The sequence below is a fragment of the Alteromonas sp. R7 genome (genome assembly GCF_055755235.1).
The window spans coordinates 80,324-105,346 of the sequence record NZ_JBVTQX010000010.1; the positions used below are offsets into that span (position 1 = coordinate 80,324).

The window sequence follows — 25,023 nt, forward strand, 5'->3', positions numbered from 1 at the left end:
AGCACCTCCTATTACATATTTAATTTATAAACCAATTTTACTGATAATCTGATTCGCTACAGCACGCGCACTTTGGTCGTCTGTATCAACAATGTAATCAGCAACTTCTTCGTAAAGCGGGTTGCGCATTTCTGCAAGATCGCGAAGTACTTGTTCTGGATCTTCGTTTTGTAGCAAAGGACGACGTTTGTCACGTTGTGTACGGGCAACTTGCTTATCGATTGTCGTTTGTAGGTAAACAACGATGCCGCGGGCAGATAAACGATTACGCACAGCTTTAGTTACAATAGAACCGCCGCCAGTAGCAAGTACAATACCTTGCTTATCTGTCAAATCGTTAATGACGTTTTCTTCGCGTTTACGGAAACCGTCTTCGCCTTCAAGGTCGAAGATCCAGGCAATGTCTGCACCCGTGCGGCGCTCAATTTCCTGATCCGAATCAAAAAAGTCTAGGTGAAGTTCGTCTGCCAGATGTCTACCGATGGTACTTTTGCCAGCACCCATTGGGCCAACTAAAAAGATATTACGTTTTTCAGCCATATTTGCTTATATCACAACTTAATCATGTTAGGGGCAGTGCACTGTTGCCTTACCAGCCTACCCATTGACTCGTGCCTATTTAGTGTCCAATAAGCACCACTCCTTAAACCTCGCTTAAATTTCGAGGCGGGGATTATCTCAGTTTCATGCAAGGCGTTGCAAGTTTTGTTACTAACAAATAGCGTATACCTGTAAATTTAGTTACAAAAAAAGGATGAAAACCAAAAAAGCGCACAAAAATGCGCTTTTTTGAAGGCTAAAAATGAGGATTATGGTCTTTCAGTGACTATCTTGGGTGTCACAAAGATAAGTAGTTCTCGTTTTTGCTGAAGTTGTGACGAGTTTCTGAAAAGGGCACCAACGACAGGCAAATCACCAAACAAAGGCACTTTCGACACGCCATCAGAACTGGTTTGTTGGAATATGCCACCTAATACGATGGTTTCGCCGTTTTCTACCAATACCTGCGTTTTAATTTCTTGGGTATCGATGGCTACGGCCTCACCAGTAGACGTAGAAACGGTTTCGCCACGGGTATCTTGCGTAACAACTAAATCCAAAATAATGCGATTATCAGGCGTAATATGTGGCGTAACTTTCAGTGACAAAACGGCTTTTTTGAACTCTACTGAAGTCGCACCGCTAGACGTTGCTTGTACGTAAGGTATTTCCGTACCTTGTTCAATGTAAGCTTCATGCTGGTTAGCAACCGTAATACGAGGACTCGCAATAATTTCGCCTTTGTTTTCAGATTCTAGTGCGGAAAGCTCAAGGTCTAATATGGTGCCATCAACCAAGCTCGCAATTTGAAAGCCAATGCTACCCGCGGCGCTGGTCACAGGCAGGTTCACATTAAGGCGATTATCAATGCTAGGCACTATGCCGCCGGCAATGGTGTCTGCGCCCTCAAGGCTTCCCGACACACCATTATCGTCTTGACGGTCGCTGAAACCCCAACGAACACCAAGCTGCTCGTCTACATCGTCAAGCACAGTAACCATACGGCTTTCAATCAGCACTTGCTTCACTGGAATATCTAACGCATTGATGGTTTTTCTTGCTTCATCAATAGAGGCTAACGTGTCGCGAATAAGTAAAGTGTTGGTTCGTTCGTCTACTGTAACACCCCCTCGCTCAGATAAGATCCCGCCCTCTGTCGACTTTAAGATCGTGGCCAGGGCAGCAGCTTTTGCATAGTTAACAGGAATATTAACCGTATGAAGAGGCGCTAAGTCTGAAACTTGCTTTTTAGATTGAAGGGCTTGGGTTTCACGAGCCGATAGTTCTTCAGCCGGTGCAATTAACAAAATGTTGCCCTCTAAGCGTTTATCCAGACCTTTAACGCGCAAAATCATGTCGAGTGCTTGATCCCACGGAACACCCGACAAACTTATCGTCACGTTTCCTGTTACGGTGTCGGTGGTCACTAAGTTAAACCCATTAACCTGCGCAATAATTTGTAAAACTTGTCTCACAGGAACATCTTGAAAATCGAGTGAAATGGGGTCGCCTGTGTATTTCTTTTCCGCTTCCAAGGCGTCTTGCTGCGCGCTGTCCATTGGCGTTATCGCCATACGAATTACGCCGTCTTTTACCGTATTTTTAACCGTAACTGGGCCCGAATAATTAACTTCAATTCGCGCGCCATCTTTATCTTCGAATGTCTCGATGGTAGAAACCAAGGTACCGAAATCAGTCACATTAAGTTCTACTAATTGGTCTTCGCCTAACTTGGTGTTTGGTAATGTAAGGGATACCTTTCCTTGTGACTCAATAAGCTGAAGTTTTGGCGCTTGGCCCTCAAAACTCACCAGTGTTACAGCGGTATTGTTAGCTGCTTGAGTAAAGTCGATGTTTGTGACCGTGGTGGTAACGGTTGATGCATTTCGTTTAGTATCAGGGTCGACTAACAAAGGCTCTTGGGCTTTTACTGGCGAAACAAATACGGTTAATGAAAATATTGCAGCCACAGCGAAAGCCAGCCAATACCATCTAGGCACTCTACGATTCAGAGATTTGTTAAATATGTATCGTTCGGCCATGCTTACTCTCCCGCCTTCGATGCTGTAGTCATTGTTGTTGTTTTCCTTTGCCAGCAGCCCGCACCATCAGGTAATAACTGTTCAATAGTAATTGAGTCGGTGCTAATTTGCGTAATTTTGCCATAAAACAAGCCGATACGACTCCCTACTTTAGCTTTATGTAATACGCCATCGTTACTTTTCAATAATGCCCACTGCACTCCTTTAACGGCAAAGTTGCCAGTCAGTGCGAGGGCGTCCACGCCATAGGCTTCCAATGCTTCTTTAGGGCGCTGGAAGTTTGGCTGTAAACAGTTTTCTACCCGCGCTTTTGCTACTGGAGCTGCGTTGTTCTTAGGGCGATCGAACGGGCTTCTTAAAGCGCTTGCCGAATAGCTAAAAGGTGGGTGAGTCTTGAATTCTGGATACGGTTCAATTTGTGGCTGAGCACGCTCTTTAACGCTCTGTGTATAGGCATGCAGATCGTCGAGTTTAGGTGAACAGCCTGTTACTAACAATATGATTAAAAGAGATAAAAACGAACGAATCATTGTTCATCTCCTTCAATGTCTGTCGAGTTTTCCGAACGATAAGTTTTCGCCTGCAGCTTCAGCGACAGACCATTTGCTTCACGCTTTATGTCAAAATCGTGAAGCGTAACGATACGAGGTAAATCCGCTACTTTGGAAACGAATTCGCCAAAGTTGTGATAGCCACCGCTTACTTCCATTTCGATAGGTAGTTCGGTATAAAACTCTTTTGGTACTTCTTGTTGCCAGTTAAGCAACTCAAACGTGAGGCCCGATGCGGTACCAACGTAAGTGATATCGTCAAGCAAACCCGGTGTTTCGTTGCTGGTTGGAAGACTTTTCAGCATAGACGAGAAGTCTTCTTTAATTTGCGCGAGTTGGGCTTGGTAAGCTTCTAAATTAGCCGCAATGCGGTACTTTGCTTCGAACTGTAACTTTAGTTCTTGTTCTTTTAATTCAGCCGCATCTTTAATCGGTAATTTGGGGCTTATTAGCATGTAGTAGCTCAACGCACCTACCAATATTGCGACAAACGCCGCCACAACAATGCGAACTTCGTTTGGCCAAATAGCGATTTGTTCAAAGTCGAGTTCGTTGAGTTCTTTTAGTTTTGAAACATCAAACTTCATGGTTATTGCGCCTCACTACTTTCTATTTCTAGGGGAGCAACATTGGGGTTTATCGAAAACGTAAGCGTAAAGTTGCTAATCGCTCTCGCTGCACTGCTGTCAGATTTAATGGTAGAAAGCTCTGCGGCAACGAACACTTTCGAGTTGTCCAGCGCGCGCATAAAGTCGGAAAGACGATTGTTCGAATCACTAGTCCCTTCAATCTCAATACGGTTATTGCTTCTGGTCATAGACTCAAAGGCCACACCGGGAGGAACGAGTTTAGCAAGTTCATCAAATACTATAGGAGCCACATTGCGACTTGCTTGCAGTTGCTCAATTAATGCCATGCGCTGCTCAATGGCATTTTTACTATCTTTAACCTTTTTTATCTCTGCAATTTGCGCATCTAAAACCGCGATTTCCCGTTCAAGGTATTGATTACGCGAGTTTTGATTACTGATTTGCTGGTCGATAGCTTGACCAATGAACCAAAAAATCAATCCTACAATGGCGGCAACGGCAAGTAGCCCTGCCAAGTATTGTTGTTTTTGATGTTGGCGCTGCTTCTCTCGCCAAGGTAGTAAATTTACATGTGCCATGGCGTAAAGCTCCGGCTCGCTAGACCTGCTGCAATCGCAAGCTGTGGTGCAATTTTGCTAAGTCTCGTGGCATCAAGTTTAGGGTTTATCGACATGCTGCTAAACGGATTGAAGCAATCAACCTCTAGGCCTAAGTCTTGTTTTAAAATGTCGACTAACGGTTCAATAGTAGCGGCACCGCCGCTAAACAGTATTTTGGTGGGGCGCTCTGCATGTAGCGTGCTCATATACATTTGTAATGCACGGTTGATATTTTGCTGTAGGTTAGCGGCAAATATAGGAAGCGTATCTTCCACCCAATTTCCAGACAGCGTGCCATCAAGTAGCTGACGCTCTGCGGTTTCACGCTCAACCATATGAATGGCGCTAATATCGTTAATTAGCTGATTTAAGCCAAAGGCGTGCTCTTTGGTGTAGATGACGTCGCCGTTTTTTATTACGCATATTTGAAGTAGCGAGGCGCCCACATTAATACAGCAAAGTGGCATGTCTTCGGTATGAGGCGTATGGAAAAAGTCCATGGCATTGCCGATGGCATAATTTTCCATATCAACAATTTTGGGTTCAAAGTTAGCTTCTCTTGCAAGCAGCAAGCGACTGTCTACCAAATCTTTATGCGCAGCGGTAAGTAATACATTTACTTTTCCAGTGTGCGTTGTGCTTGGCCCCATTTCTTCAAAATCTAAATATACTTCTTCAAGCGGATAGGGAATGAGACTGTCGGCTTCGATCTCAATTTGATTTTCTAAATCGTAATCGCTTTGCTCTGGGTCCATATAGACGATTTTACTGATCACTGACGTGCCGGCCACAGCAACATTTGCCAGCTTTAATTTTGTTTTTAGCGACTTTCGAATTTTCTTGAGAGCAATGCTTACTGACTCATAATCTTTAATATCACGCTCAGAGAAAGCGATTTTGTTAATTGGCTCACAGGCATACCCTTGAAGGACGAACCCGTCTTTCGATTGCTCTAACCACACCGCTTTTATTTGACGCGTGCCTATATCTAAGCCCACAATGGGCGGCAGCTTTTTCTTAAACAGCGATTTCATGTGCAAGTGTCCAGTTTCAAAGGTAGTTGCTCTAAAGTACAATGTTACTCTAATAGTCTTATGCGTATGGTTCTAGAGATAACACATACGTATAAAATATACGTCATTTCAACAAAATGTCTTGGTATCCGTTACAGTGAAGTACATCAAACCACTTATTTTATTTAGTTTTCTATCAGGCCTTCTTGGTTTTGCAGCACTGGTAGGTATTTACTTTTATATCAAACCTGACCTACCAAGTGTTACTGTACTTAAGGATGTACGCCTGCAAACACCCATGCAGATATACACCAAAGACGGAAAACTTATTTCACAGTATGGAGTTAAACGGCGGATCCCCGTAAAACTTGAGGAAGTCCCGCAAGAATTAATTAACGCCATACTCGCTACCGAAGACAGTCGCTTCTACGAACACCATGGTATTGACCCCATTGGTATAATGCGTGCTGCAGTAAGTTTAGTCCTTACTGGCGAAAAGCGTCAGGGAGCAAGTACGTTAACCATGCAGCTAGCACGAGGGTTTTTCCTTAGTCGGGAGAAAACCTATATCAGAAAGATCAAAGAGATCTTTATAGCACTGCACATGGAGCAAGAGCTTTCTAAGCAGGAAATTCTTGAGCTGTACCTCAACAAAATCGAATTGGGCCATAGAGCGTTTGGTTTTGGGGCGGCCGCCCAAGTGTACTATGGCAAACCGCTTAACGAACTCTCTTTAGCTCAAATTGCTACTATTGCAGGTCTTCCCAAGGCGCCATCAGTGCTTAACCCTATCAGCGGGCCGCAACGTTCTGTCGAACGCAGACGCGTGGTCTTACTTCGTATGCTTGACGAAGAGTACATCACTAAAGCGCAGTTCGATGAAGCTGCGAATGCGCCAGTTTCAGCGAAGAAGCACGGTGCTGAAATTGAAGTGGATGCGCCTTATTTGGCCGACACCATTTATAACGAAATGGTAGAGATTTATGGAAAAGAAGAGGCAGAAACCGGCGGATACCAAGTTTTTGCGACTGCAACGTCAGATCTTCAATTAGCTGCTCAGCGTGCGGTGGTTCGAAATCTTCATGACTATGATGAGCGTCATGGCTATAAAGGCGCCCTTGGCTACTTATGGAATATTCCTAAGCCAGAAGGAAAGGATGACGCGATTCCACAACTTTCATTGAGCTATGACATAAGTGATAAGACAACACGAGAAGAGTGGGATAACGAATCAATCATGCGCGTGCTTGAAGAGATTCCTCACATTAAACCTCTTTTGCCATCGGTTGTTACGAAAGTAAATGAGCAGTCGATAGAAGTGTTGTCTGTAGATGGCAAAGCAATAAAGGTAGAGTGGGATGGACTAGATTGGGCCCGACGCTACATTACAGACTTTAGGCAGGGTAGTGACCCCAAAAGCGCTTCAGATGTGACTCAAGAAGGGGCGGTCATTTATATCAGACAGCAAGAAGGGCAGTGGCGCATTTCGCAAATCCCTGAGGTGAGCGGAGCGTTTATCGCACTTAATCCGAAAAACGGTGCGGTTGAAGCGGTTGTTGGTGGCTACAGCTTTTATCAAAGCCAGTTTAACCGAGCGACACAGGCCAAGCGCCAAGTGGGCTCGAACATCAAGCCTTTCGTTTATTCTGCTGCATTAGACAGTGGCTATACCCTTGCATCCATCATCAATGACGCTCCCATTAACCAATGGAATGCGGCGACGGGTGTAGCTTGGCGACCGCAAAACTCGCCAGCTGAGTACGACGGCCCAATCAGAATGCGTAAAGCCCTTGGTAAATCGAAAAACGTGGTATCGGTTCGACTATTGCGTGGTGTTGGTCTGAGAGAAACGGCCGATTACTTAACACGCTTTGGTTTTAATAAAGACGATATTCCACTTGATGAAACCGTATCCCTTGGGTCGAGTTCACATACACCGCTTGAAGTAGTAAGAGGTATGTCGGTCATTGCGAACGGTGGCTATTTAGTAAACCCTCATTTTATCAGCAAAGTGCTTGATGAAAACGGCGATGAGCTTTGGAAAGCAAACCCAGTTTGGGCGTGCAATCGTTGTGAAAATCAAAGCGATCCAGAAATACTACCTGAAGACGAAGAAGCCGATATTGAAGCCTTACTTGCCGCTGAACTAAATCAAGATATTTTACTTGGCGACGTCGATGATGACGAAGCTGCAGAAAAAGTGATTGCGCCTCAGGTTATTACTGCTCAAAACGCTTTCTTAGTGGCAGAAATGATGCGAACGGCTGTGAGAGCAAACGGAAATTGGAGCAAGAAAACCTATTGGTTAGGCACCGGCTGGCGTGCTCGTAATATTCTTCAGCGTACTGATATAGCTGGGAAAACGGGTACAACGAATGACTCGCGAGACACATGGTTCAGTGGTTTCCACAAAGATTTGGTGGCCACCACATGGGTAGGCTTCGACAACATGGGGCGTCAGTTAGGGCGAGCTACGCGAAACCAAAACCTTATTAATAAGAATGCTGAGAAATTCAACTGGATAGGCAACGCCATGATCGGCATTGAAGATGGAGCTAAAGCTGCTGAGCCAGCGTGGATCAGATTTATGCAACATGCTCTAGAAAATAAACCACATACGCCAATGCCCGTACCAGAAAATATAGTGCGCGTTCGCATTGATCGTACCAGTGGAAAGTTGACCAGACGAACAGACCATACGACACTATTCGAATATTTCCTGCAGGGAACCGAGCCAACGACTTATGTTCGCGATGACGAAGTGTTGGATCCGGCCACGCAGGATACTACTACTGCGCCTGAGCCAGAAGAAATATTCTAATTACTAAGAGGCACGTTGCACGCGTGCCGCTTCAGGCTTAGGTGATGTATTTGCCTGAACACATTATCGGAAAACCAATGTCAGAAGATTCACAACGATATCTTTATATTCCTCATGCCGGCCCTTCATTGCTGGAAACCCCCCTACTGAATAAAGGCAGTGCCTTCACTGCACGGGAACGTGCGGCGTTTAACCTGACGGGTCTAGTGCCACCAAGGTATGAAACCATCGAAGAGCAGGTTGAACGTGCTTACATGCAATACAGCAGCTTTGACGAAGCACTAAACAAGCATATTTATCTGCGCGCAATTCAAGACAATAACGAAACCTTGTTTTACCGCCTAATTCAAAAGCACATCGATGAGATGATGCCCATCATCTACACCCCTACTGTAGGTGATGCATGTGAGCAGTTTTCAGATATCTATCGCAGTTCGCGTGGCTTGTTTGTGTCGTATGAAGAACGTCACCAGCTTGATGACATTGTTCGCAATGCAACGAAGCGCAAAGTGAAAGTGATTGTAGTGACTGACGGTGAACGCATCTTAGGCTTGGGAGACCAGGGTATTGGTGGAATGGGCATTCCTATCGGTAAACTATCGCTTTACACAGCGTGTGGTGGAATTAGCCCAGCATACACATTGCCCGTAATGTTAGATGTAGGTACTAACAACGAAAAGCTGCTAAACGACCCAATGTATATGGGGGCGCGCCATCCGCGTATTGGACAGGAAGAATACGACGAATTCGTTGATATGTTCATTAATGCTGTGAAGCGACGCTGGCCTGATGTAATGATTCAGTTTGAAGATTTTGCGCAGCCAAATGCTATGCCGTTATTAAACCGCTATCGCAACGACGTGTGTTGTTTTAACGACGATATACAAGGCACTGCTGCCGTTACCCTTGGTACTATTTTGGCGGCATGTAAAACCAAGCAGCAAAAGCTACGCGACATGAAGGTGGTGTTCGTGGGCGCGGGTTCGGCAGGCTGTGGTATTGCTGAAATGCTCATTCAACAAATGGTATTTGAAGGCCTGACTGACGAACAAGCACGTAAGCAAGTGTTCATGATTGACCGTTTTGGTTTGGTAACCGAAGGCATGGAAGGTCTACGCGACTTCCAACAAAAGCTTCAGCAGAAAAATGCTGACTTGGCTGATTGGACGTTCAGTGGAGATTATGCGTCACTACTTGATGTTATGCACTGCGCGCAGCCAGACGTACTTATTGGTGTTTCAGGCCAGCCGGGCTTGTTCACTGAACAAGTTATCCGTGCCATGAAGCAAGGCTGTGAACTGCCAATCATCTTCCCTTTAAGTAACCCCTCACGACAAGTTGAAGCGCGTCCTGAGCAAGTGATTGAATGGACAGAAGGTGAAGTGATTATTGCTACAGGTAGTCCGTTCAAGCCTGTAGAGTACGATGGCAAAATATTCCCTATCGCTCAATGCAACAACTCTTACATCTTCCCAGGCATTGGCCTTGGTGTTGTTGCATCTAAAGCGAAGCTTATTAGTGACGAAATGCTGATGGCTGCAAGTAACGCACTTGCTTCAGCGTCGCCATTAGTCAACACGGGTCAGGGTTCACTATTGCCACCCCTTGCTGCCATTGCGGAAATTAGCAGAGAGATTGCTTTTGAGGTGGGTAGAGTAGCGATGGAACAGGGACTTGCTCTTGAAATGTCTGACGACGCATTGCGCGCCAGCATTGAGCGTAACTTCTGGAAAGCAGAGTACCGCCCTTACAAGCGGGTAAGCATCTAGTATCCTATAATGTTATATAAAAGCAGGCTTAGCCTGCTTTTTTTGTACTTGTGAACAACGCTTTCACCATGACTTACAACTCAAAAGCTGAAGTAAGCCACCGTCTCACTGCTCGAACTTCATCCATTTCGCGGCCGAACTCCAACCAAATGTAATATGGTGTTGCCTATGCGCAACATTTCCTATGTGTTGCTCATATGTATTCTCGTTAATAAGCTCTTAACCTACTGTTATTAATAGTTTATTTTTTGTTGGCACAATGATTGATACACCTCTTTATAGTTACAACAAGGAGCAAGGGGTGTTATTGATGACCACGTTAAAAAACAAGGTAAGTCCTTTCTACGCGCGAATTATTAGGCGCTCATTCTCTACGTCATTAGTTATGGCCGCTCTTGCAACACTCTCAGCTTGCGACGCACCTAATGTTGATGTTGCAGCACAAGATGAAAAGGCTGCTAAAACGGCTGCTAGTACAGTTTCAGAAAGCCCAGTAGATGAGCAAAGTGAAATGTTTGCTTATCTGGATGAGTCCGACTTAATTGATGCCTACTACGAGGTTAAGTAATTCGCGGCTAATCCTTCTTACACACTATCGATTCTGCCACGGTTATCGCTGGCAAAAGCTTATGGCAACTATCGATATTACCAGTTTGCGGGCAACGGACTGCTCGCCTTTTATTCATAAAGCCGCGCTCTGGATAAAGCTAAAGCGCGGCTTTTTTATGTCAATAAACGTATATCGCCGTTTATTAGTCGACACCGTTGAGCTATAAGTCTTTAAAAGCTGTTCTTAGTAGCTATGTATTGCACTAACCTTAACGATAAAGTCATTTAAAGGAATTGCTATGTCGACAGAAAGTAACTACACACCACCAGAAGTTTGGACTCAGGCTGAGAATGACGGCAACAAGTGGGCCAGCATTAATCGTCCTGTGTCAGGCGCTACCCATGAGAAGGCTCGTCCTAATGGTGAACATGGTTTGCAGCTATACTCGTTAGCTACGCCTAATGGTCAGAAAGTTACCATCATGCTTGAAGAGTTGTTGGCAGCTGGCGTGAGCGAAGCAGAATACGACGCTTGGCTGATTAACATTGGTGAGGGCGATCAGTTTTCTTCTGGGTTTGTTGACGTTAATCCGAATAGTAAAATTCCTGCTATGGTCGACACGACAACGTCACCAGAAACCAAGCTATTTGAGTCTGGGTCAATCTTAGTTTACTTGGCGGAAAAATTCGGTAAGTTCATTCCGCAAGACGCCCATGCAAAGGCGGAATGTTTCAACTGGCTGTTCTGGCAGGTGGGGTCAGCGCCTTACTTAGGCGGTGGTTTCGGGCACTTCTACAGCTATGCGCCATATCCAATGGAATATCCTATCAACCGCTTTACCATGGAAACTAAGCGTCAGTTAGATGTGCTAGACAAGCACTTAGCAAACAATGAGTTCATGGCAGGTAGCGAGTACAGTATCGCTGACATGGCTATATGGCCGTGGTACGGCAATTTAGTGCTCGGAAATCTGTACGATGCAGCCACTTTCCTTCAAGTGCACGAGTACACCAATTTAGTCCGCTGGGCTAAGCAACTAGAGCAGCGAGAAGGCGTTAAACGTGGCCGTATTGTCAATAAGACCTGGGGCGACGATGGTCAGTTAGAAAACCGCCACAGCGCAAAAGATATCGACGACGCACTCACCAAAGCCTAAATAATGGGGTCAGAGTACTTTAGTTATGTTTGTCATCTTTTTAGCATCAGAATGGCTAACGAAGGGCACCAACATAAAACGGGGTCAAAACTTACTCTGGCCCGATAGCTTAAAAAGTACTCTGACCCCAATTTTCAGATGAGCTCTGCAACACTCTTCAAATAGGCTTTTTGAAGTGGTGTGAAATCCCACTCATTCAAAGCTTCATTAAATTCAAAATTGCCCACACGACCTCTCCAGCGTTCGGTGGGTACTGCCGGCCAGTTTTTCATATACACCAGCTTTCCATGAAGGCAGTGCAACACTTCAATTTGTGGTGATTTGGTATCGGCGTAAGTTACTTTCTCAGAGACAATAGCGCCTTCTTCACAATCTTGGTCGAAAAACACAAAGCCGCGATAGCTGCCGTTTTCTGTAATGGTAATGAGCGATGCATATTCTTTGCTCTTGGATACTTTTCTCAGCGCAGGCAAATAGCCATCGACTCGTTTTATTTGAAGCCCCTGTGATTTGTTGTGCCACTGCCATCCTGAGCTGCCCATAAAAGAAAGCTCGTTATTTTTATCGTTGAAATGGCTTAATGTTTCAAAGGTTTTCCAAGACGCAAAAGTGATAATGCACAGCATTAAAAAACCAGTAATGAAGATGAGTGGCTTTGCCATGTCTCAAGCCCTTAGCATTAGACAAACGTTTGTCTCTTTAGTTACGGACAAAGGTCAAAGCTAGACTTTCATTGCAAAAAAGTAATACGCAGAGAGACAAATGTACTGTGGCCTTAAAGCGTTCTGGTGCTGGCTTAATAACAGGAGAGACGCCGCTTAACGCTTACCTGACATTAAATACAGCGACATAAAAAGCCTCGCGTATTCGTTGTCTCGATAACACCACATCAATGCATTCTAAGCATGAAACCAATTTTGGACAATGATTCAGTAATTACGATTATAACTATCTATTTTGTTCGTTTTAATTGTTTTATTAAATCAGCGACTATCTGTTTAAACGAAAAGCGTGATTAACACCATTTCTTTAATCACACACTGACACCCAATTTTAGTAAGACTAAAAATCGGTGAGAAATAAACAGAAGGAATTCGCAATGAGTAAGTGTCCATTTTCAGGTGCAGCTATAAAACCTACTACGCTAACGTCTAGCAATGGTGCGCCCGTTGCCAATGATAATCAGAGTCGAACAGCGGGGCCACGCGGGCCGGTTACGTTCGACAACCATTATTTGTTTGAGAAGCTTGCGCACTTCAACCGCGAGCGAATTCCAGAGCGTGTAGTTCACGCAAGGGGCAGTGCTGCATATGGCACCTTTACGCTAACTAAGAGCTTATCTGACTACACTATTGCAGACTTTCTGCAAAAAGAGGGGCAAAAAACCGGCGTGTTTTTGCGCTTTTCTACCGTAGGTGGTGGTCAGGATTCAAGTGACTATGCCCGTGATCCTCGTGGTTTCTCAGTGAAGTTTTATACCGAACAGGGAAACTGGGACATGGTAGGAAATAATACTCCGGTATTCTTCTTACGAGATGGCATCAAGTTTCCTGACTTCATTCACAGTCAAAAGAAAAACCCGCGTACGAATTTGCCGGATCCGCAGGCCGTGTATGAGTTTTGGGCGAACAACCCTCAGTCATTACACCAATCGACAATCTTGATGTCTGATCGCGGTATTCCACTTTCATATCGCCATGTGAATGGCTATAGCTCTCATACGTTGAGTTTCTGGAATAACGCAGGCGAACGCTATTGGGTGAAATGGCACTTTAAAACTAACCAAGGTATTAAAACGCTAACTAGCGAAGAAGCGGCAAAGATGCCTGCTTATGGCGCTCAGCAAGACTTGGTCGAAAGCATTGATAACGGCGAATTTCCATCGTGGACCGTAAATGTGCAGATTATGAATGAAGAGGAAGCGCGTAATTACCACATTAATCCGTTTGACCTAACGAAGGTGTGGCCGCACAGCGACTTTCCATTAATTGAAGTAGGGCAGTTGGAGTTAAACCGTAATGTTGATAACTACTTTGCAGAAACTGAGCAAGCCGCGTTCGCGCCGAGCAATTTGGTACCGGGTATTGGTGCGTCGCCAGACAGAATGCTTCAAGCGCGACTAATTGGATATCAAGATGCGCACAGATACCGTATTGGTGCAAACTACAACCAAATACCGGTAAACGCGCCGCGTTGTCCAGTGCACAATTATCAAAGAGATGGAGCCTTTGCGGGAATTAACCCAGCACTTGCAGGAAGTGGAGCCAACTTCTATCCAAATAATCGCGCGCGAGTTGGTGAGCCGGCTGAAGCACCAGAGGTTCAAGAGCCGCCTATGCCGCTAGAGCAAGACGCATGGTTAGATATTTACGATAACCGTGACGAAGATAACTACTCACAGGCCGGTGATCTTTACCGCATTATGAGTGAAGATCAAAAACAACAGCTGGTAAACAACATTGCTGACGGCCTAAGCCAAGCTACTAAGGACGTTCAAGAGGCAATGTTCGTTCAATACGATTTAGCCGACAGCGATTATGGTGCTCGTGTGAGAAAAGCAGTAGCCAGCAAATAGAGTAAATGGGGTCAGAGTACTTTATTAAAATGTACTCTGACCCCTTTTTTACTGGGTAGCGACTAGGGCGTAAACGTGCAAGCGAATGGCCTGAAGTGCGCGTTCTTTCCAATTGTTCCAAGTAATACGGTTGCTAATTTCGTGCTGATTCAACGTAATATAACCATGATTTAGTGCCCATACTTGCATAGCTACATCTTGCTTTTCTTCAACAGACAGATCTTTTTTAATTAACGCAGCGGTAAGCTTAGTTAGCGTGATAAAGGCTTTTTCACCTGCCTCGATAGCTTCATCTGATGGCGTATAGTCTTTCAAATTAGAAGCAAAAATTAGTCGATAATGGGCCGCATGAGTTTCTGAAAACGTTAAAATACGCTCGCATCCATTAATCACTTTTTCTGCCGCAGTATTGCCATCGGATGCCAACATTTCACGCTCAACTAATTCGAAACCTTCGATGTAGAGCGCATCTAAAATACCCTGCTTACCTTTGAAATGGCTATAGATGCCAATCGTTGACATACCCGCACCGTCAGCAATGGCACGCACGCTAAGTGCATTCGTTCCGCCTTTCAAAAACAGTGCTGAGGCAGCGTCTAAGATCTTTTGTCGCGTATCTTTTTTCATTTACACATCATTTACATGTTGCGCAATATAACACCGTTATGTAAAGTGGTTTTATAACGCCGTTATATCTCTTGGTTTAACACTTAACCTGCCTGCCCGCAGGTTGTTCATAAGGACACTATATATGAAAACTGAGCAATTAACCTGCGATTATTTAATTGTTGGTGCTGGCGCGGTAGGGATGGCTTTTGCTGACGTACTACTTCACGAAACTAACGCTAACATTTTGATTATAGATAAAAATGCGAAGCCCGGAGGGCATTGGAACTATGCTTATCCCTTTGTCACTCTTCACCAGCCTTCTGCTTTTTACGGCGTGTGTTCAAAAGAGTTAAATCGTGGCGTTATTGATAAAACAGGATTGAATGAAGGCCTAATGGGATTAGCTTCAGGGCAAGAAGTGAGTGCGTATTTCGATGCCGTAATGAACGAAACATTTTTATCTTCAAACCGTGTGCAGTATTACCCGCTTTGCGAATACAAGGGCAATAAACAGTTTCTTTCTACGTTAAATGGCAAGCACTATAACGTTATGGTTAACAAGAAAATCGTTGATGCCACTTATCTAAACACTAATATTCCGCTTACTCATACACCTAGCTTTACCCGCGATGACGACGTTGCATTTACGCCGGTTAATACAGTAGTTGAAAATATCGAAGGCTTTAACAACTATGTTGTTGTTGGTGGGGGTAAAACGGGTATTGATACCTGCCTATGGCTACTTGAAAATCACGTCGCCCCGCATAATATCCACTGGGTAGTATCGCGAGATGCATGGTTACTGAACCGGAAAAATACCCAGCCTTTAGATGAATTCTTCTTTGACTCTATTGGGGCACAAGCAAACCAAATGGAAGCTATCGCTGCGTCAAGTTCCATCGAGGATATGTTCGACAAACTAGAAGAGCGGGGCGTTTTACTGCGTATTGATAAGAAAGTAAGACCCAGTATGTTTCACGGCGCAACGGTGAGCGAATTAGAGCTTAAAGCCTTACAAACTCTACCATCTGTCGTTAGACAAGGTCGGGTTAAACATATCAGCCGCGATAAGCTCAGATTTGAAGATACAACGTGGAGTATGCCAGATAACGCGTTGGTTATTGACTGCTCAGCTTCTGCACTTACTAATTTAGAGATGAAAGCGGTGTTTGATGGCGACACCATCACCCCTCAAACAGTGCGTGCCTATCAACCTGTTTTTAGTGCGGCGCTTATTGCTCACGTTGAGGCGGCCTACAGCGATGAACAACAAAAGCAGATGCTGACACAAGTGGTCCCGCTGCCTAATCGCGACATCGATTGGTTACCAATGACTGCAGCAATGTTACGAAACATGCAAATTTGGGGTGAAGACCCAGCGCTTAAAGCGTGGATTTACCATTGTCGACTAGATGGCTTTTCAAAAATAGTACACGGCGTGGCAAAAGACGATATGCAAAAAATGCAGGTGTTAGGGCGATTGAAGCAAGCAGCGGCACCGGCCATGCAAAAGCTGATGACTTACATACACAGCTTAAAAGCGAGCGGACAGCTTTAAAAGGTTATAAATATCGATGAAACAGTTTCAAATAGACAAAACGAACCCAAATCGCTTTCGGATAATGCAAACAGTTGATAGCCCTGATAACGCGCAGACAGAGGGTGCTGGAAAGGCAAAAAACGTAGTAATCAAAATTGAAAGGTTCGCGTTTACTGCCAATAACTTGACCTATTATATGGTGGGTGACAAGCTTGGTTATTGGCAGTTTTTTCCACCCATTAATACAAGTAGTAACGAAAACTGGGGTGTTATTCCGGTATGGGGCGTGGGTCAAGTAATTAGCTCTAACAACGATGCGGTAGAAGTAGGAAGTCGTTTCCTTGGTTATTTCCCGCCCGCTGAATATTTGGTTATGGCTAACACTACGGTGACAAACAACAATTTAATAGACTGTAGCCCTCATCGTTTGAAGTTGCCCCAAGGGTATAATGTCTACCGACCACTTCCTTCACTAACGGCCCACGCTAACGCTGAAATAAGCACTAAGCAGCACGAGCAAGAAAACTTTCAGATGTTGCTGTGGCCGCTTTACGCAACGTCCTTTTGTTTATCAGAAGTGGTCGATGCTATACCTGGGGCACAAAGAGAGCAGTTATTAGTATTAAGTGCTTCAAGCAAAACCAGTTTAGGGCTTGTTTTTGCGTTTAAAGAAGCCGGTATTAACGCAATAGGTGTAACCTCTGAAAAGCGTGTTGCATCACTAGAAGCATTGGGTGTATACGGCGCCGTTATTGGTTATGAACAGCTGGACATGTTGCAACTGAAAAGCACTGTTGTGGTCGACATGTCAGGTAATGCTCAGGTCAAAGCATCCATCAAACATAAACTTGGTGAACACCTAACAAGATACATCAGCGTAGGGCTTACTCACTGGCAGGACATTAAGCCGTCAAGCGATGAGGAGTTCTTCTTTGCTCCTGCTCATATACAGCAGCGTATGTCTGAGATTGGGGTTGCTGAGTACCAGAAGTTAAGTAGCGGGTTTGTATCAAAAGCCATTGTGTGGAGCGCCGGTTGGTTAAACGTTAAAGAGCGTGAAGGTTTGAGCGCTCTACAAGATGACTTTAGCGAACATCAGCAAGGCCTCATTCCTTCAAATGAAGGAAGAATATACACACTTGCTTAGCGCGTAACCAGAGCGCCCATATTGAGTTCGAGCGCTTTGATAAAAAGCGCTCGCTCGAGGGTAATATCACACATACTGATTAAAATAATTGGTGACCTTAGGCCATAAATGCTGACATTTACGGGAGAAAAACTTCATGTGACCTATTTCTTTTACGTTGTAGGCCTGTGGATCTAGCTCCTCAACTTCTGCTTCCATATTGGGGAAAACGCTAATCATATCGTGAACGTTATGAATATTAGCAATATCGTCGTCATTGGCGAGCAGCCATTTAGAAGGTATCTGAATGGTGTCGTAGTGATGCTCGTTAACATCACTGCCAAAGCCTGTTTTTACGTAGCCTTTACCGTTACACCATTTTTGCCACTGACGGGCCACTTTTTTAGGTAGTGGCTCTCCCATGCCGACCCACTGAGATTTAGTATGGCCGAACAGTAAATTACTCACGGGAATGTAGAAATTCATGAAGAAATGGGCTTTTAGCAAATAGCTTTTACGCATGTTTCTCAGACTGCCCGAAGAGCTACCAAAATTACAAAAGGCAGTAAGGTCGTGCACATTATGCATCAAACCCAGCAGCTGACCACCTGCACTATGACCAACAAGAAAGTAGGGGACGTTAGGGAAATGAATTTTCAATGTCTCTAGCACCGCTGGCATATCTTGCTCGCCCCATGTTACCAACGACGCATCGCTTTCTTTAACGCTGCTTTTTACCGAACCGCCAATACCTCTGTTATCGAAGGTGATAACACCAAAGCCTTGTTCACATAAATAGGCGGCAAAAGCGCTGTAGAATTGCCGTTTTATACCCGTTGCAGGGCCAATCATAACTGCAGCTTTAGCGGGGGAATGTGGAGTGAAAAGTGAAGCTGCTAGATGAGTACCATCTTCACAGGTTACTTGAATGTCCTTTGTCATCGTCTTGCTCACAAGGCATACCTTAGTTTTCGTTACGCTTCTGGTCATACCAGTAAAGCGCCGATTGTTAAGATTTGCAATAGTACGACTATTTCAATTTCTGATAATTACACATGTTGAACGCAAGTCGCGATTTTCATGTTTTTATGCGCGTGCTTTTGCCGTCTTAACCCAATGCTCAATAGGAGCCGGTTTTCCAAATAAATATCCTTGGAAAATATTGAAACCCATGTCTTTAAGTACACGCAGCTGTGCCTGTGTTTCTACCCCTTCGGCAATGGTCTGCATGTCTAAACTCTTAGCGAGGTCTAGAGTCATCTTAACAATCTTGCGATGTCGTTCAGACGTTTCCACCCTTTCTACAAACTCTCTATCTACCTTTATAACGCTAGCAGACATATCAATAAGCTGGGAAAGTGATGCGTGACCAGTGCCGAAGTCGTCAATAATAATGGTTGCTCCTACATTGGCTAACGACGTTAGGCGTCGCTTAGTCTCGTAATGGCTGGCTAATACAGACGTCTCTGTTAGCTCTAATTTAAGGCGTGCTCCAAGCTCAGGGCTCTCTGAGAAGCGACGTAATAGCTTTTCATAAAAGAGGTCGCTAAGTAATTCTGGCCCCGATAAGTTAATCGCTAGGGGGACCTTGGGTAGGTTGCTAGGCCACTTGTCTAAAAGTGCCAAGGTGCCATCGATAATTTTTTGCGTGAACAGTACTTCCCATTTGTTTTCCTCAACCAAAGGCAAAAACTGAAATGGTTGAAGAACGGTACCAGACTTTGGCTCTTTCAATCTTGCCAGCACTTCGTAGCCCACCGTAACGCCATGGAGCGACACCTGAGGCTGCAAATACAAAGCAAGACACCCATTATCAAGAAGGGCCTTTACCTTATCTTTTTGTTGCGTATTTTCTCGAATAGTTTTCACCGTATTGATACTAAATGAGATGTACGGCGCAAATTCATCGCTTTGGCTTAGCGCTATTGCGCAGCACTCGGCGGCCGCATCTAAACTAATTTCACGACTGGCATGATAATGCCCCGCTCGCCATTTCAGCATATGTTCTACAGTGCCTCGCGCTGAGTTGATAACCATGCTGGTGGGCAATCGACGCTCAAGATAATGTTCTATACTTTGTGTTGAAAGATGTTTGCCGTTTACGGTAAATAAGAATTTAGCGCCAGGGAATTGGTATACCGAGACATCATTTGTAAATTCGCTTTGTAAAAGTGACGCTACGCTTAAAAGCAGCTGGTCACCTTGACTGTAACCGTATTGCAGGTTTACTTCTCTGAGGTTAGCCAGTTTCAGCAGGACAATATGTCGATTTAAAATACTCTCGCTCGACTCCGCTATTTTCCAAAAGTGATGGTTTTTCAGTCCCGTTAGTTCATTAAAATAGTGCTTCTCATACTGCTGCTTCTTGAATGCATCAAACTCCATCAAGCTTTTCTTATTGGCGGATATATCATGGCAGTGGATAAGTTGTTTTTTGTGATGCTCAAGGCTAGCAGGTTGAAGCTTAAATTCTCGTTCGGGTGCGTTAAAAATGGAAGCGTGTTGATTTACGCCCTTTGTAATGGGGTGAGATAAAGAGAAGAGATCTTGAATATATTCACTTTCTGGGCGGTACTTTTTGACTAGCGCTCTTGCAGCCTTGTTAGCCTGAATTATGCGTCCTTGTTCGTCACAAAAGAAAGACGGTGTACCACCATTGTTAAAAATTTCCTGATAACGGCTAACAAGTTTATTAAGCTTTTTGCTTTGTAATAAATTGTGCTCAGACTGTTTTTCTAATGACGACATGACCCGCAGTACAGCCATTGGAATGCAGAAATTGAAAAACAGGAAAATTAACGATGCTAAATACGTGTGGGTATCCGGCAATGTAATATCAATGCCGAACAAAGGAGATACTTGCGTATTGTTCAGCAGTAAATAATACGGAATGAGATTGAACAGCATGGTCGCAATGGATGCTTTCACCCCATACAAAACTCGAATAATAATAGGCAGCGTAAACAGCAAAAGTAAGCCATAACGCGCTGATTCTAAGTCTATTGTGAAGAAGAGTATGCACAGAGAGGCTCCAACTACCGCTAAGACTAAGCAAGCAGAAGCGATCTTTATATGCTTCAAGCCTATCGAAAGTGTGGCGAAGAGAAAGGCAGTGAAGCCCAGCGTTAAGTACATAACATAATAAAGTTCCTGTACATACGCAGTATATGAAGAGTGCGCCACGATGGCCGAGGTAAGGACAACGCCAATGAGCAGAATAGTGCGCAGCACACTGAGGCGCCACACGTCAGCATCGGTGGTTCTTAGGTTATCTTCATCAACTAAAAGATAGTGTTTTAAAATTCTTATTGTTCGAGAAATCACTAGTAAACCGCTGACGTTTAAATAAGTTCAATACTAGAGTGTTGCAAATAATTCACGGGAGTGAATGGTTTAATATAACCCTTTGCTAATGTTAGTGGTAGCAATAAACATAGTCATAACACTAATATATTCAATATGATAAAAAAAGGAGAGGGAAGTTTCCTTACTAATTAACAATAAGGAAACGTCTTAATTGATTGAGCTTAGTGCGTAGGGCCTTATACCGATAAAGTGAATACTTTAGAGTTACGCTGGAAGTTATACAGCTCTTTCTTCACGGCAGGTAGCGCACTTATGTCAGCAGGTTCAAACCCTTGCTCTAAAAACCAGTGTGCGGTAACTGTGGTCAGTACAAAAATGCTGTTAATACCGGCTTCTTTAGCACGGGCGCGCACTTCATCTAAAATCCGTTCGCCACGGTTTTTGCCTCGATAGTCTTGATGGGTTGCCACGCAGGCTAACTCGGCACAGCCGTCTTCAGGGTATAAATACAAGGCTGCACAGGCGATGATCATGCCGTCGCGCACTATCACTATAAACTGGTTAATTTCGTTCTCTAGACGCTCACGAGAACGCTTTACCAATACGCCGCTTTCTTCTAGTGGTTTTATCAGCTTTAAGATACCGCCCACATCTTCGATGGTCGCTGCACGCAGTTGTTCATAATGATGTTCCATTACTAGCGAGCCCGTACCGTCGCGAGTGAACAGCTCTTGAAGCAAGGCACCGTCCTTTTCAAAGCTGATGCAGTGGGCACGAGGCACACCTGCAGCAACGCTGGTGGTAAGGGCACTTAACACCGTATCTTCGGTGGTAATGTCGCCTGCCATGATCAACTGCTCTAGTTGAGGGCGTTCAATGGTGCGAAGTAAACGACCTTCGCGGTTGTATACACCATCAAAATTCGAAAATACGATCAGCTTGTCAGCTTTAAGGGCTATAGCCGCCTGCGTAGCTACATCTTCGTGAGATAAGTTGAAAACTTCTCCTGTTGATGAATAGCCCATAGGCGATAGCAGCACAATTGAGCCATCGTTTAAATGATCGTTAATGCCGGTCGTATCAATACGGCGCACTAAACCAGTGTTTTCAAAATCAACGCCGCCTCGCACGCCCATTGGTTTGGCAACGACCAAGTTGCCCGAGCACACGCGTATTTGCGAGCCGTGCATAGGTGAGTTTGGTAGCCCCATAGTCAATAAGGCTTCTACCTGAGAGCGTACCGAGCCGGCGGCATCTTTAACGCACTCAAGGGTTTGTTTGTCGGTAATGCGTACACCGCTTTCAAAGCGACCTTCGATGTTGCGAAGGGCTACGCGCTGATCAATCTGAGGGCGGGCACCGTGCACTACGACCACGCGCACGCCCAAGCTGTTAAGCAGGGCAATGTCGTGAATAATATTAGGGAAATTAGGATGTTCGATGGCTTCGCCACCGAACATCAAAACGAAGGTCTTTCCCTGGTGAGCATTAATATAGGGCAGTGAACTGCGAAACAGTTTTATGCCGTCATGATGCGCTAATACCATCTAAGCAGTTCCTTGTCGCTACCCTTGCTTATCCAAGTTTTCCAGCTCTTGATACAGTGCTTTCGTCACGGTTTCTTTGCTGGTGCCGCCCAAGATATTGCGTTGATTCACGCCGTACTCTAGCTGTAGTACCGGGTATACGTCGTCTTCAATTTTGTCGCAAATCGCCTGCATGTCGCTTAGTGGTAAATCTTCAATGGCACAGCCTTTGTCGATGGCCTGAAGCACAACGCGTCCTGCAATATCGTGGCCTGTTCTAAACGGTACACCTTTACCTACCAGATAATCGGCAAGTTCAGTGGCGTTAGAGAACCCTTGGGTTGCCGCAACACGACAGCGCTCTTCGTTTAACTGCAGTGAATCAAGCACTTCGCTGGCAATACATAAACAAATATGCCACTGATTAACCGTATCGATAGCGCCTTCTTTGTCTTCTTGCATGTCTTTATTATACGCAAGAGGAAGGCCTTTCATGGTAACTAGCAGGGCCTGCAATGAGCCAAACACACGGCCACATTTGCCGCGCATTAATTCAAGCGCATCAGGGTTTTTCTTCTGCGGCATAAGCGATGAACCAGAGGTTACACTATCGCCAAGCTGTAAGAATCCTGCTTCGCCAGAGTTATAGAAAATCATGTCTTCGGCAAGACGTGACAAGTGCATCATGCTAGTGCTGGCTACAAATAAAAGCTCTAGCACAAAGTCTCTGTCCGACACAGCGTCTAGGCTGTTAAGGCATGGAGAATCAAAACCCAGTTCTTCAGCAATGGCGTGACGGTCTACAGGGAAAGTAGTACCTGCCAATGCGCCTGAACCTAAAGGGCACTGATTCATGCGTACTTTCAAGTCGTCTAAACGGCTTAAGTCACGCTTTAGCATTTCAACGTAAGCCAAGCACCAGTGTGCAAAGTGAATAGGCTGTGCACGCTGTAAGTGGGTGTAACCTGGGATGATCGCTTCTTGATGACGGCTAGCGGCATTAAGAAGCGATTTGATCACACCTAAAACATCAGCGCGAAGTGAGGCAATATGTTCACGTACCCACAAGCGAAAGTCGGTGGCAACCTGATCGTTTCGGCTACGCCCAGTATGAAGCTTACGACCAATATCGCCAAGTTTCTCTATAAGCGCAGCTTCAACAAAGCTGTGAATGTCTTCTTCGCTAGATGCGTTAAAGTCTAATTCACCTGCATCAGCTTTCGCTTTTAACTCGCTCAATGCAGACTCAAGCTGGGCTTGTTCATCAACGGTCAATACGCCTGCTTTTTGCAGCGCACGCGACCAACTGATAGAGCCTTGAATATCTTGGCTTGCCATAACTTGGTCAAACGGCAGCGAGTCGTTAACCTGTTTAAACATACTACTTGCACCGGATTCAAACCGGCCACCCCACAACGCCATGTGATGCTCCTTAAATGCTGTTCTGACTTAAGCTTTACTATTGTAGGTAAAGCTTATTGTTCACCTTGTTTTTTCAGTGCTTCGATACGACTTGAAAGGCTGAACAGGCGGATAAAGCCTTCAGCGTGCTTCTGGTCGTAAACATCGTCAGCACCAAAGGTGGCAAAGTCTTCAGAGTAAAGGCTGTTCGGCGATTTACGCTGGGTAACCGTAGCTTGGCCTTTATAAAGCTTAACCACGATATCGCCTGTCACTTTCTTAGCAAAAGACGCAGCGCCAGCAAGCAGTGCATCGTTAAGGGCAGTGAACCAACGGCCGTCGTACATCACGTGTGAGAACTCAAGACCAATCTGCTCACGGTATTTAAGCGCAGCTTTATCTAGCACCATAGTTTCTAGGGCTTTATACGCTTTAAGCAGTACGGTGCCTCCTGGGGTTTCATAACAGCCACGTGACTTCATACCAACAAGGCGGTTTTCAACAATGTCGATACGTCCAACGCCATGCGCCGCAGCAACAGTATTAAGTTTAACTAGCGCTTGATACGGCGAGAGTGCCTCACCATCAACATGAGTCAGTTTACCTTCGTCAAAAGACAGGGTTACGCGCTCTGGAGTATCAGGTGCATCTTCAGGATCAACGGTCATGGTCCACACTTGCTTGGTAGGCTCTTGCCATGGATCTTCAAGCTCGCCGCCTTCGTGTGAAATGTGCCATGCGTTTGCATCGCGGCTGTAAATTTTTGTTGCTGACGCCGTGGTTGGAATATTGCGCTCAGCTAGATAAGCCAATAGATCTTCACGGCTTACCATGTCCCATTCACGCCATGGCGCGATTACCGTAAGGTCTGGGGCTAGGGCAGCAAAGGTACTTTCAAAGCGTACCTGGTCGTTACCTTTACCCGTACAGCCGTGGCATAGTGCGTCGGCACCTACTTTACGCGCAATCTCAACTTGCGCTTTGGCGATAACCGGACGTGCCATTGACGTACCCAGTAGATATTCACCTTCGTAAACCGCACCGGTAGTGATAGTTGGGAAGATATATTCGCTTACGAACTCTTCTTTCAAATCAACAATGTGGCATTCGCTTGCGCCAGATGCGATAGCTTTTTCATGAAGACCTTCTAGTTCTTCATCACCTTGACCCACATCTGCTGCAAACGCGACAACTTCACAGCCATAGTTTTCTTTAAGCCATGGAATGATGGCTGATGTATCAAGCCCGCCTGAATAGGCCAGCACGATTTTTTTAACGTTTTGCATCTAAATAATCCTTCTAAGCGTCT

20 protein-coding genes are annotated in these 25,023 nt (G+C 45.0%); 7 read left to right on the top strand and 13 right to left on the bottom strand.

The genetic code is table 11. From position 1 onward, the window contains the following. Positions 1 to 24: 24 nt before the first annotated feature. The 6 genes from aroK to pilM all read right to left on the bottom strand — a co-directional run bounded on the left by aroK (position 25) and on the right by pilM (position 5,356). Positions 25 to 540: a shikimate kinase AroK gene (aroK, locus tag AC0J2X_RS15825; RefSeq protein WP_014948032.1), complete on the bottom strand. Its 516-nt coding sequence runs from the start codon at positions 538 to 540 to the stop codon at positions 25 to 27. 269 nt (positions 541 to 809) lie between these two features. Beyond that, complete coding sequence (locus tag AC0J2X_RS15830; protein WP_014948033.1) at positions 810 to 2,582, bottom strand: type IV pilus secretin PilQ; 1,773 nt, start codon at positions 2,580 to 2,582, stop codon at positions 810 to 812. Between the two features lie 2 nt (positions 2,583 to 2,584). After that, complete coding sequence (locus tag AC0J2X_RS15835) at positions 2,585 to 3,112, bottom strand: pilus assembly protein PilP (protein ID WP_014948034.1); 528 nt, start codon at positions 3,110 to 3,112, stop codon at positions 2,585 to 2,587. After that, positions 3,109 to 3,720, bottom strand: a complete 612-nt coding sequence (locus AC0J2X_RS15840; RefSeq protein WP_014948035.1) for a type IV pilus inner membrane component PilO — start codon at positions 3,718 to 3,720, stop codon at positions 3,109 to 3,111. The genes AC0J2X_RS15835 and AC0J2X_RS15840 overlap by 4 nt, the downstream gene beginning before the upstream one ends. Positions 3,721 to 3,722: 2 nt before the next feature. Beyond that, positions 3,723 to 4,301 carry a PilN domain-containing protein gene (locus tag AC0J2X_RS15845; protein ID WP_014948036.1) on the bottom strand — a complete coding sequence of 193 codons (579 nt, stop codon included), beginning with the start codon at positions 4,299 to 4,301 and terminating at the stop codon, positions 3,723 to 3,725. Then, positions 4,289 to 5,356 (bottom strand): type IV pilus assembly protein PilM, encoded by a 1,068-nt coding sequence (gene pilM, locus AC0J2X_RS15850; RefSeq protein ID WP_462586113.1) that lies wholly within the window; start codon positions 5,354 to 5,356, stop codon positions 4,289 to 4,291. The genes AC0J2X_RS15845 and pilM overlap by 13 nt, the downstream gene beginning before the upstream one ends. A gap of 136 nt (positions 5,357 to 5,492) precedes the next feature. On the opposite strand from pilM, the gene AC0J2X_RS15855 reads away from it, so the two are divergent. The 4 genes from AC0J2X_RS15855 to yghU all read left to right on the top strand — a co-directional run bounded on the left by AC0J2X_RS15855 (position 5,493) and on the right by yghU (position 11,631). Next, the gene (locus tag AC0J2X_RS15855) at positions 5,493 to 8,156 is read left to right on the top strand and encodes a penicillin-binding protein 1A (RefSeq protein ID WP_472996193.1); all 2,664 of its coding nucleotides are present in this window, start codon (positions 5,493 to 5,495) and stop codon (positions 8,154 to 8,156) included. Positions 8,157 to 8,233: 77 nt separating this feature from the next. Continuing rightward, entirely contained in the window at positions 8,234 to 9,925 is a 1,692-nt protein-coding gene (locus AC0J2X_RS15860) for an NAD-dependent malic enzyme (RefSeq protein ID WP_014978126.1), read from the top strand. Positions 9,926 to 10,235: 310 nt separating this feature from the next. Further along, on the top strand, positions 10,236 to 10,493 hold the full coding sequence (locus AC0J2X_RS15865; RefSeq protein ID WP_014975481.1) for a hypothetical protein: 258 nt from the start codon (positions 10,236 to 10,238) through the stop codon (positions 10,491 to 10,493). A 280-nt stretch (positions 10,494 to 10,773) separates the two neighbouring features. Then, entirely contained in the window at positions 10,774 to 11,631 is an 858-nt protein-coding gene (gene yghU / locus AC0J2X_RS15870; RefSeq protein ID WP_472996194.1) for a glutathione-dependent disulfide-bond oxidoreductase, read from the top strand. Positions 11,632 to 11,765: 134 nt separating this feature from the next. On the opposite strand, the gene AC0J2X_RS15875 is transcribed toward yghU, so the two are convergent. Continuing rightward, entirely contained in the window at positions 11,766 to 12,293 is a 528-nt protein-coding gene (locus tag AC0J2X_RS15875) for a hypothetical protein (protein WP_171338044.1), read from the bottom strand. Positions 12,294 to 12,730: 437 nt separating this feature from the next. Between AC0J2X_RS15875 and AC0J2X_RS15880 the strand changes: the two genes are divergently transcribed. Then, positions 12,731 to 14,206, top strand: a complete 1,476-nt coding sequence (locus tag AC0J2X_RS15880) for a catalase (protein ID WP_462586106.1) — start codon at positions 12,731 to 12,733, stop codon at positions 14,204 to 14,206. A gap of 48 nt (positions 14,207 to 14,254) precedes the next feature. On the opposite strand, the gene AC0J2X_RS15885 is transcribed toward AC0J2X_RS15880, so the two are convergent. Continuing rightward, positions 14,255 to 14,833, bottom strand: a complete 579-nt coding sequence (locus tag AC0J2X_RS15885; RefSeq protein ID WP_462586104.1) for a TetR/AcrR family transcriptional regulator — start codon at positions 14,831 to 14,833, stop codon at positions 14,255 to 14,257. A gap of 124 nt (positions 14,834 to 14,957) precedes the next feature. Between AC0J2X_RS15885 and AC0J2X_RS15890 the strand changes: the two genes are divergently transcribed. Both AC0J2X_RS15890 and AC0J2X_RS15895 read left to right on the top strand, forming a co-directional pair. Next, on the top strand, positions 14,958 to 16,373 hold the full coding sequence (locus tag AC0J2X_RS15890) for an NAD(P)-binding protein (RefSeq protein WP_462586101.1): 1,416 nt from the start codon (positions 14,958 to 14,960) through the stop codon (positions 16,371 to 16,373). 16 nt (positions 16,374 to 16,389) lie between these two features. After that, positions 16,390 to 17,502, top strand: a complete 1,113-nt coding sequence (locus AC0J2X_RS15895; RefSeq protein ID WP_462586099.1) for a DUF2855 family protein — start codon at positions 16,390 to 16,392, stop codon at positions 17,500 to 17,502. 66 nt (positions 17,503 to 17,568) lie between these two features. On the opposite strand, the gene AC0J2X_RS15900 is transcribed toward AC0J2X_RS15895, so the two are convergent. From AC0J2X_RS15900 to AC0J2X_RS15920, 5 genes are all read right to left on the bottom strand, one after another. Beyond that, the gene (locus tag AC0J2X_RS15900) at positions 17,569 to 18,423 is read right to left on the bottom strand and encodes an alpha/beta hydrolase family protein (protein ID WP_014948047.1); all 855 of its coding nucleotides are present in this window, start codon (positions 18,421 to 18,423) and stop codon (positions 17,569 to 17,571) included. A 144-nt stretch (positions 18,424 to 18,567) separates the two neighbouring features. Further along, positions 18,568 to 20,805 carry a bifunctional diguanylate cyclase/phosphodiesterase gene (locus AC0J2X_RS15905; protein WP_039225080.1) on the bottom strand — a complete coding sequence of 746 codons (2,238 nt, stop codon included), beginning with the start codon at positions 20,803 to 20,805 and terminating at the stop codon, positions 18,568 to 18,570. Between the two features lie 218 nt (positions 20,806 to 21,023). Further along, on the bottom strand, positions 21,024 to 22,334 hold the full coding sequence (gene argA / locus AC0J2X_RS15910) for an amino-acid N-acetyltransferase (protein WP_075177760.1): 1,311 nt from the start codon (positions 22,332 to 22,334) through the stop codon (positions 21,024 to 21,026). Positions 22,335 to 22,352: 18 nt separating this feature from the next. After that, on the bottom strand, positions 22,353 to 23,735 hold the full coding sequence (gene argH / locus AC0J2X_RS15915) for an argininosuccinate lyase (RefSeq protein WP_462586096.1): 1,383 nt from the start codon (positions 23,733 to 23,735) through the stop codon (positions 22,353 to 22,355). A gap of 53 nt (positions 23,736 to 23,788) precedes the next feature. Continuing rightward, positions 23,789 to 25,000 (bottom strand): argininosuccinate synthase, encoded by a 1,212-nt coding sequence (locus AC0J2X_RS15920; protein WP_110289422.1) that lies wholly within the window; start codon positions 24,998 to 25,000, stop codon positions 23,789 to 23,791. Between the last annotated feature and the right edge of the window lie 23 nt (positions 25,001 to 25,023).

Bases quoted from the DNA above. Each gene is read 5' to 3' on its own strand.
- aroK (WP_014948032.1), bottom strand. From the start codon at position 540: ATGGCTGAAAAACGTAATATCTTTTTAGTTGGCCCAATGGGTGCTGGC.
- AC0J2X_RS15830 (WP_014948033.1), bottom strand. From the start codon at position 2,582: ATGGCCGAACGATACATATTTAACAAATCTCTGAATCGTAGAGTGCCT.
- AC0J2X_RS15835 (WP_014948034.1), bottom strand. From the start codon at position 3,112: ATGATTCGTTCGTTTTTATCTCTTTTAATCATATTGTTAGTAACAGGC.
- AC0J2X_RS15840 (WP_014948035.1), bottom strand. From the start codon at position 3,720: ATGAAGTTTGATGTTTCAAAACTAAAAGAACTCAACGAACTCGACTTT.
- AC0J2X_RS15845 (WP_014948036.1), bottom strand. From the start codon at position 4,301: ATGGCACATGTAAATTTACTACCTTGGCGAGAGAAGCAGCGCCAACAT.
- pilM (WP_462586113.1), bottom strand. From the start codon at position 5,356: ATGAAATCGCTGTTTAAGAAAAAGCTGCCGCCCATTGTGGGCTTAGAT.
- AC0J2X_RS15860 (WP_014978126.1), top strand. From the start codon at position 8,234: ATGTCAGAAGATTCACAACGATATCTTTATATTCCTCATGCCGGCCCT.
- AC0J2X_RS15865 (WP_014975481.1), top strand. From the start codon at position 10,236: ATGACCACGTTAAAAAACAAGGTAAGTCCTTTCTACGCGCGAATTATT.
- yghU (WP_472996194.1), top strand. From the start codon at position 10,774: ATGTCGACAGAAAGTAACTACACACCACCAGAAGTTTGGACTCAGGCT.
- AC0J2X_RS15875 (WP_171338044.1), bottom strand. From the start codon at position 12,293: ATGGCAAAGCCACTCATCTTCATTACTGGTTTTTTAATGCTGTGCATT.
- AC0J2X_RS15880 (WP_462586106.1), top strand. From the start codon at position 12,731: ATGAGTAAGTGTCCATTTTCAGGTGCAGCTATAAAACCTACTACGCTA.
- AC0J2X_RS15885 (WP_462586104.1), bottom strand. From the start codon at position 14,833: ATGAAAAAAGATACGCGACAAAAGATCTTAGACGCTGCCTCAGCACTG.
- AC0J2X_RS15890 (WP_462586101.1), top strand. From the start codon at position 14,958: ATGAAAACTGAGCAATTAACCTGCGATTATTTAATTGTTGGTGCTGGC.
- AC0J2X_RS15895 (WP_462586099.1), top strand. From the start codon at position 16,390: ATGAAACAGTTTCAAATAGACAAAACGAACCCAAATCGCTTTCGGATA.
- AC0J2X_RS15900 (WP_014948047.1), bottom strand. From the start codon at position 18,423: ATGACAAAGGACATTCAAGTAACCTGTGAAGATGGTACTCATCTAGCA.
- argA (WP_075177760.1), bottom strand. From the start codon at position 22,334: ATGGTATTAGCGCATCATGACGGCATAAAACTGTTTCGCAGTTCACTG.
- argH (WP_462586096.1), bottom strand. From the start codon at position 23,735: ATGGCGTTGTGGGGTGGCCGGTTTGAATCCGGTGCAAGTAGTATGTTT.
- AC0J2X_RS15920 (WP_110289422.1), bottom strand. From the start codon at position 25,000: ATGCAAAACGTTAAAAAAATCGTGCTGGCCTATTCAGGCGGGCTTGAT.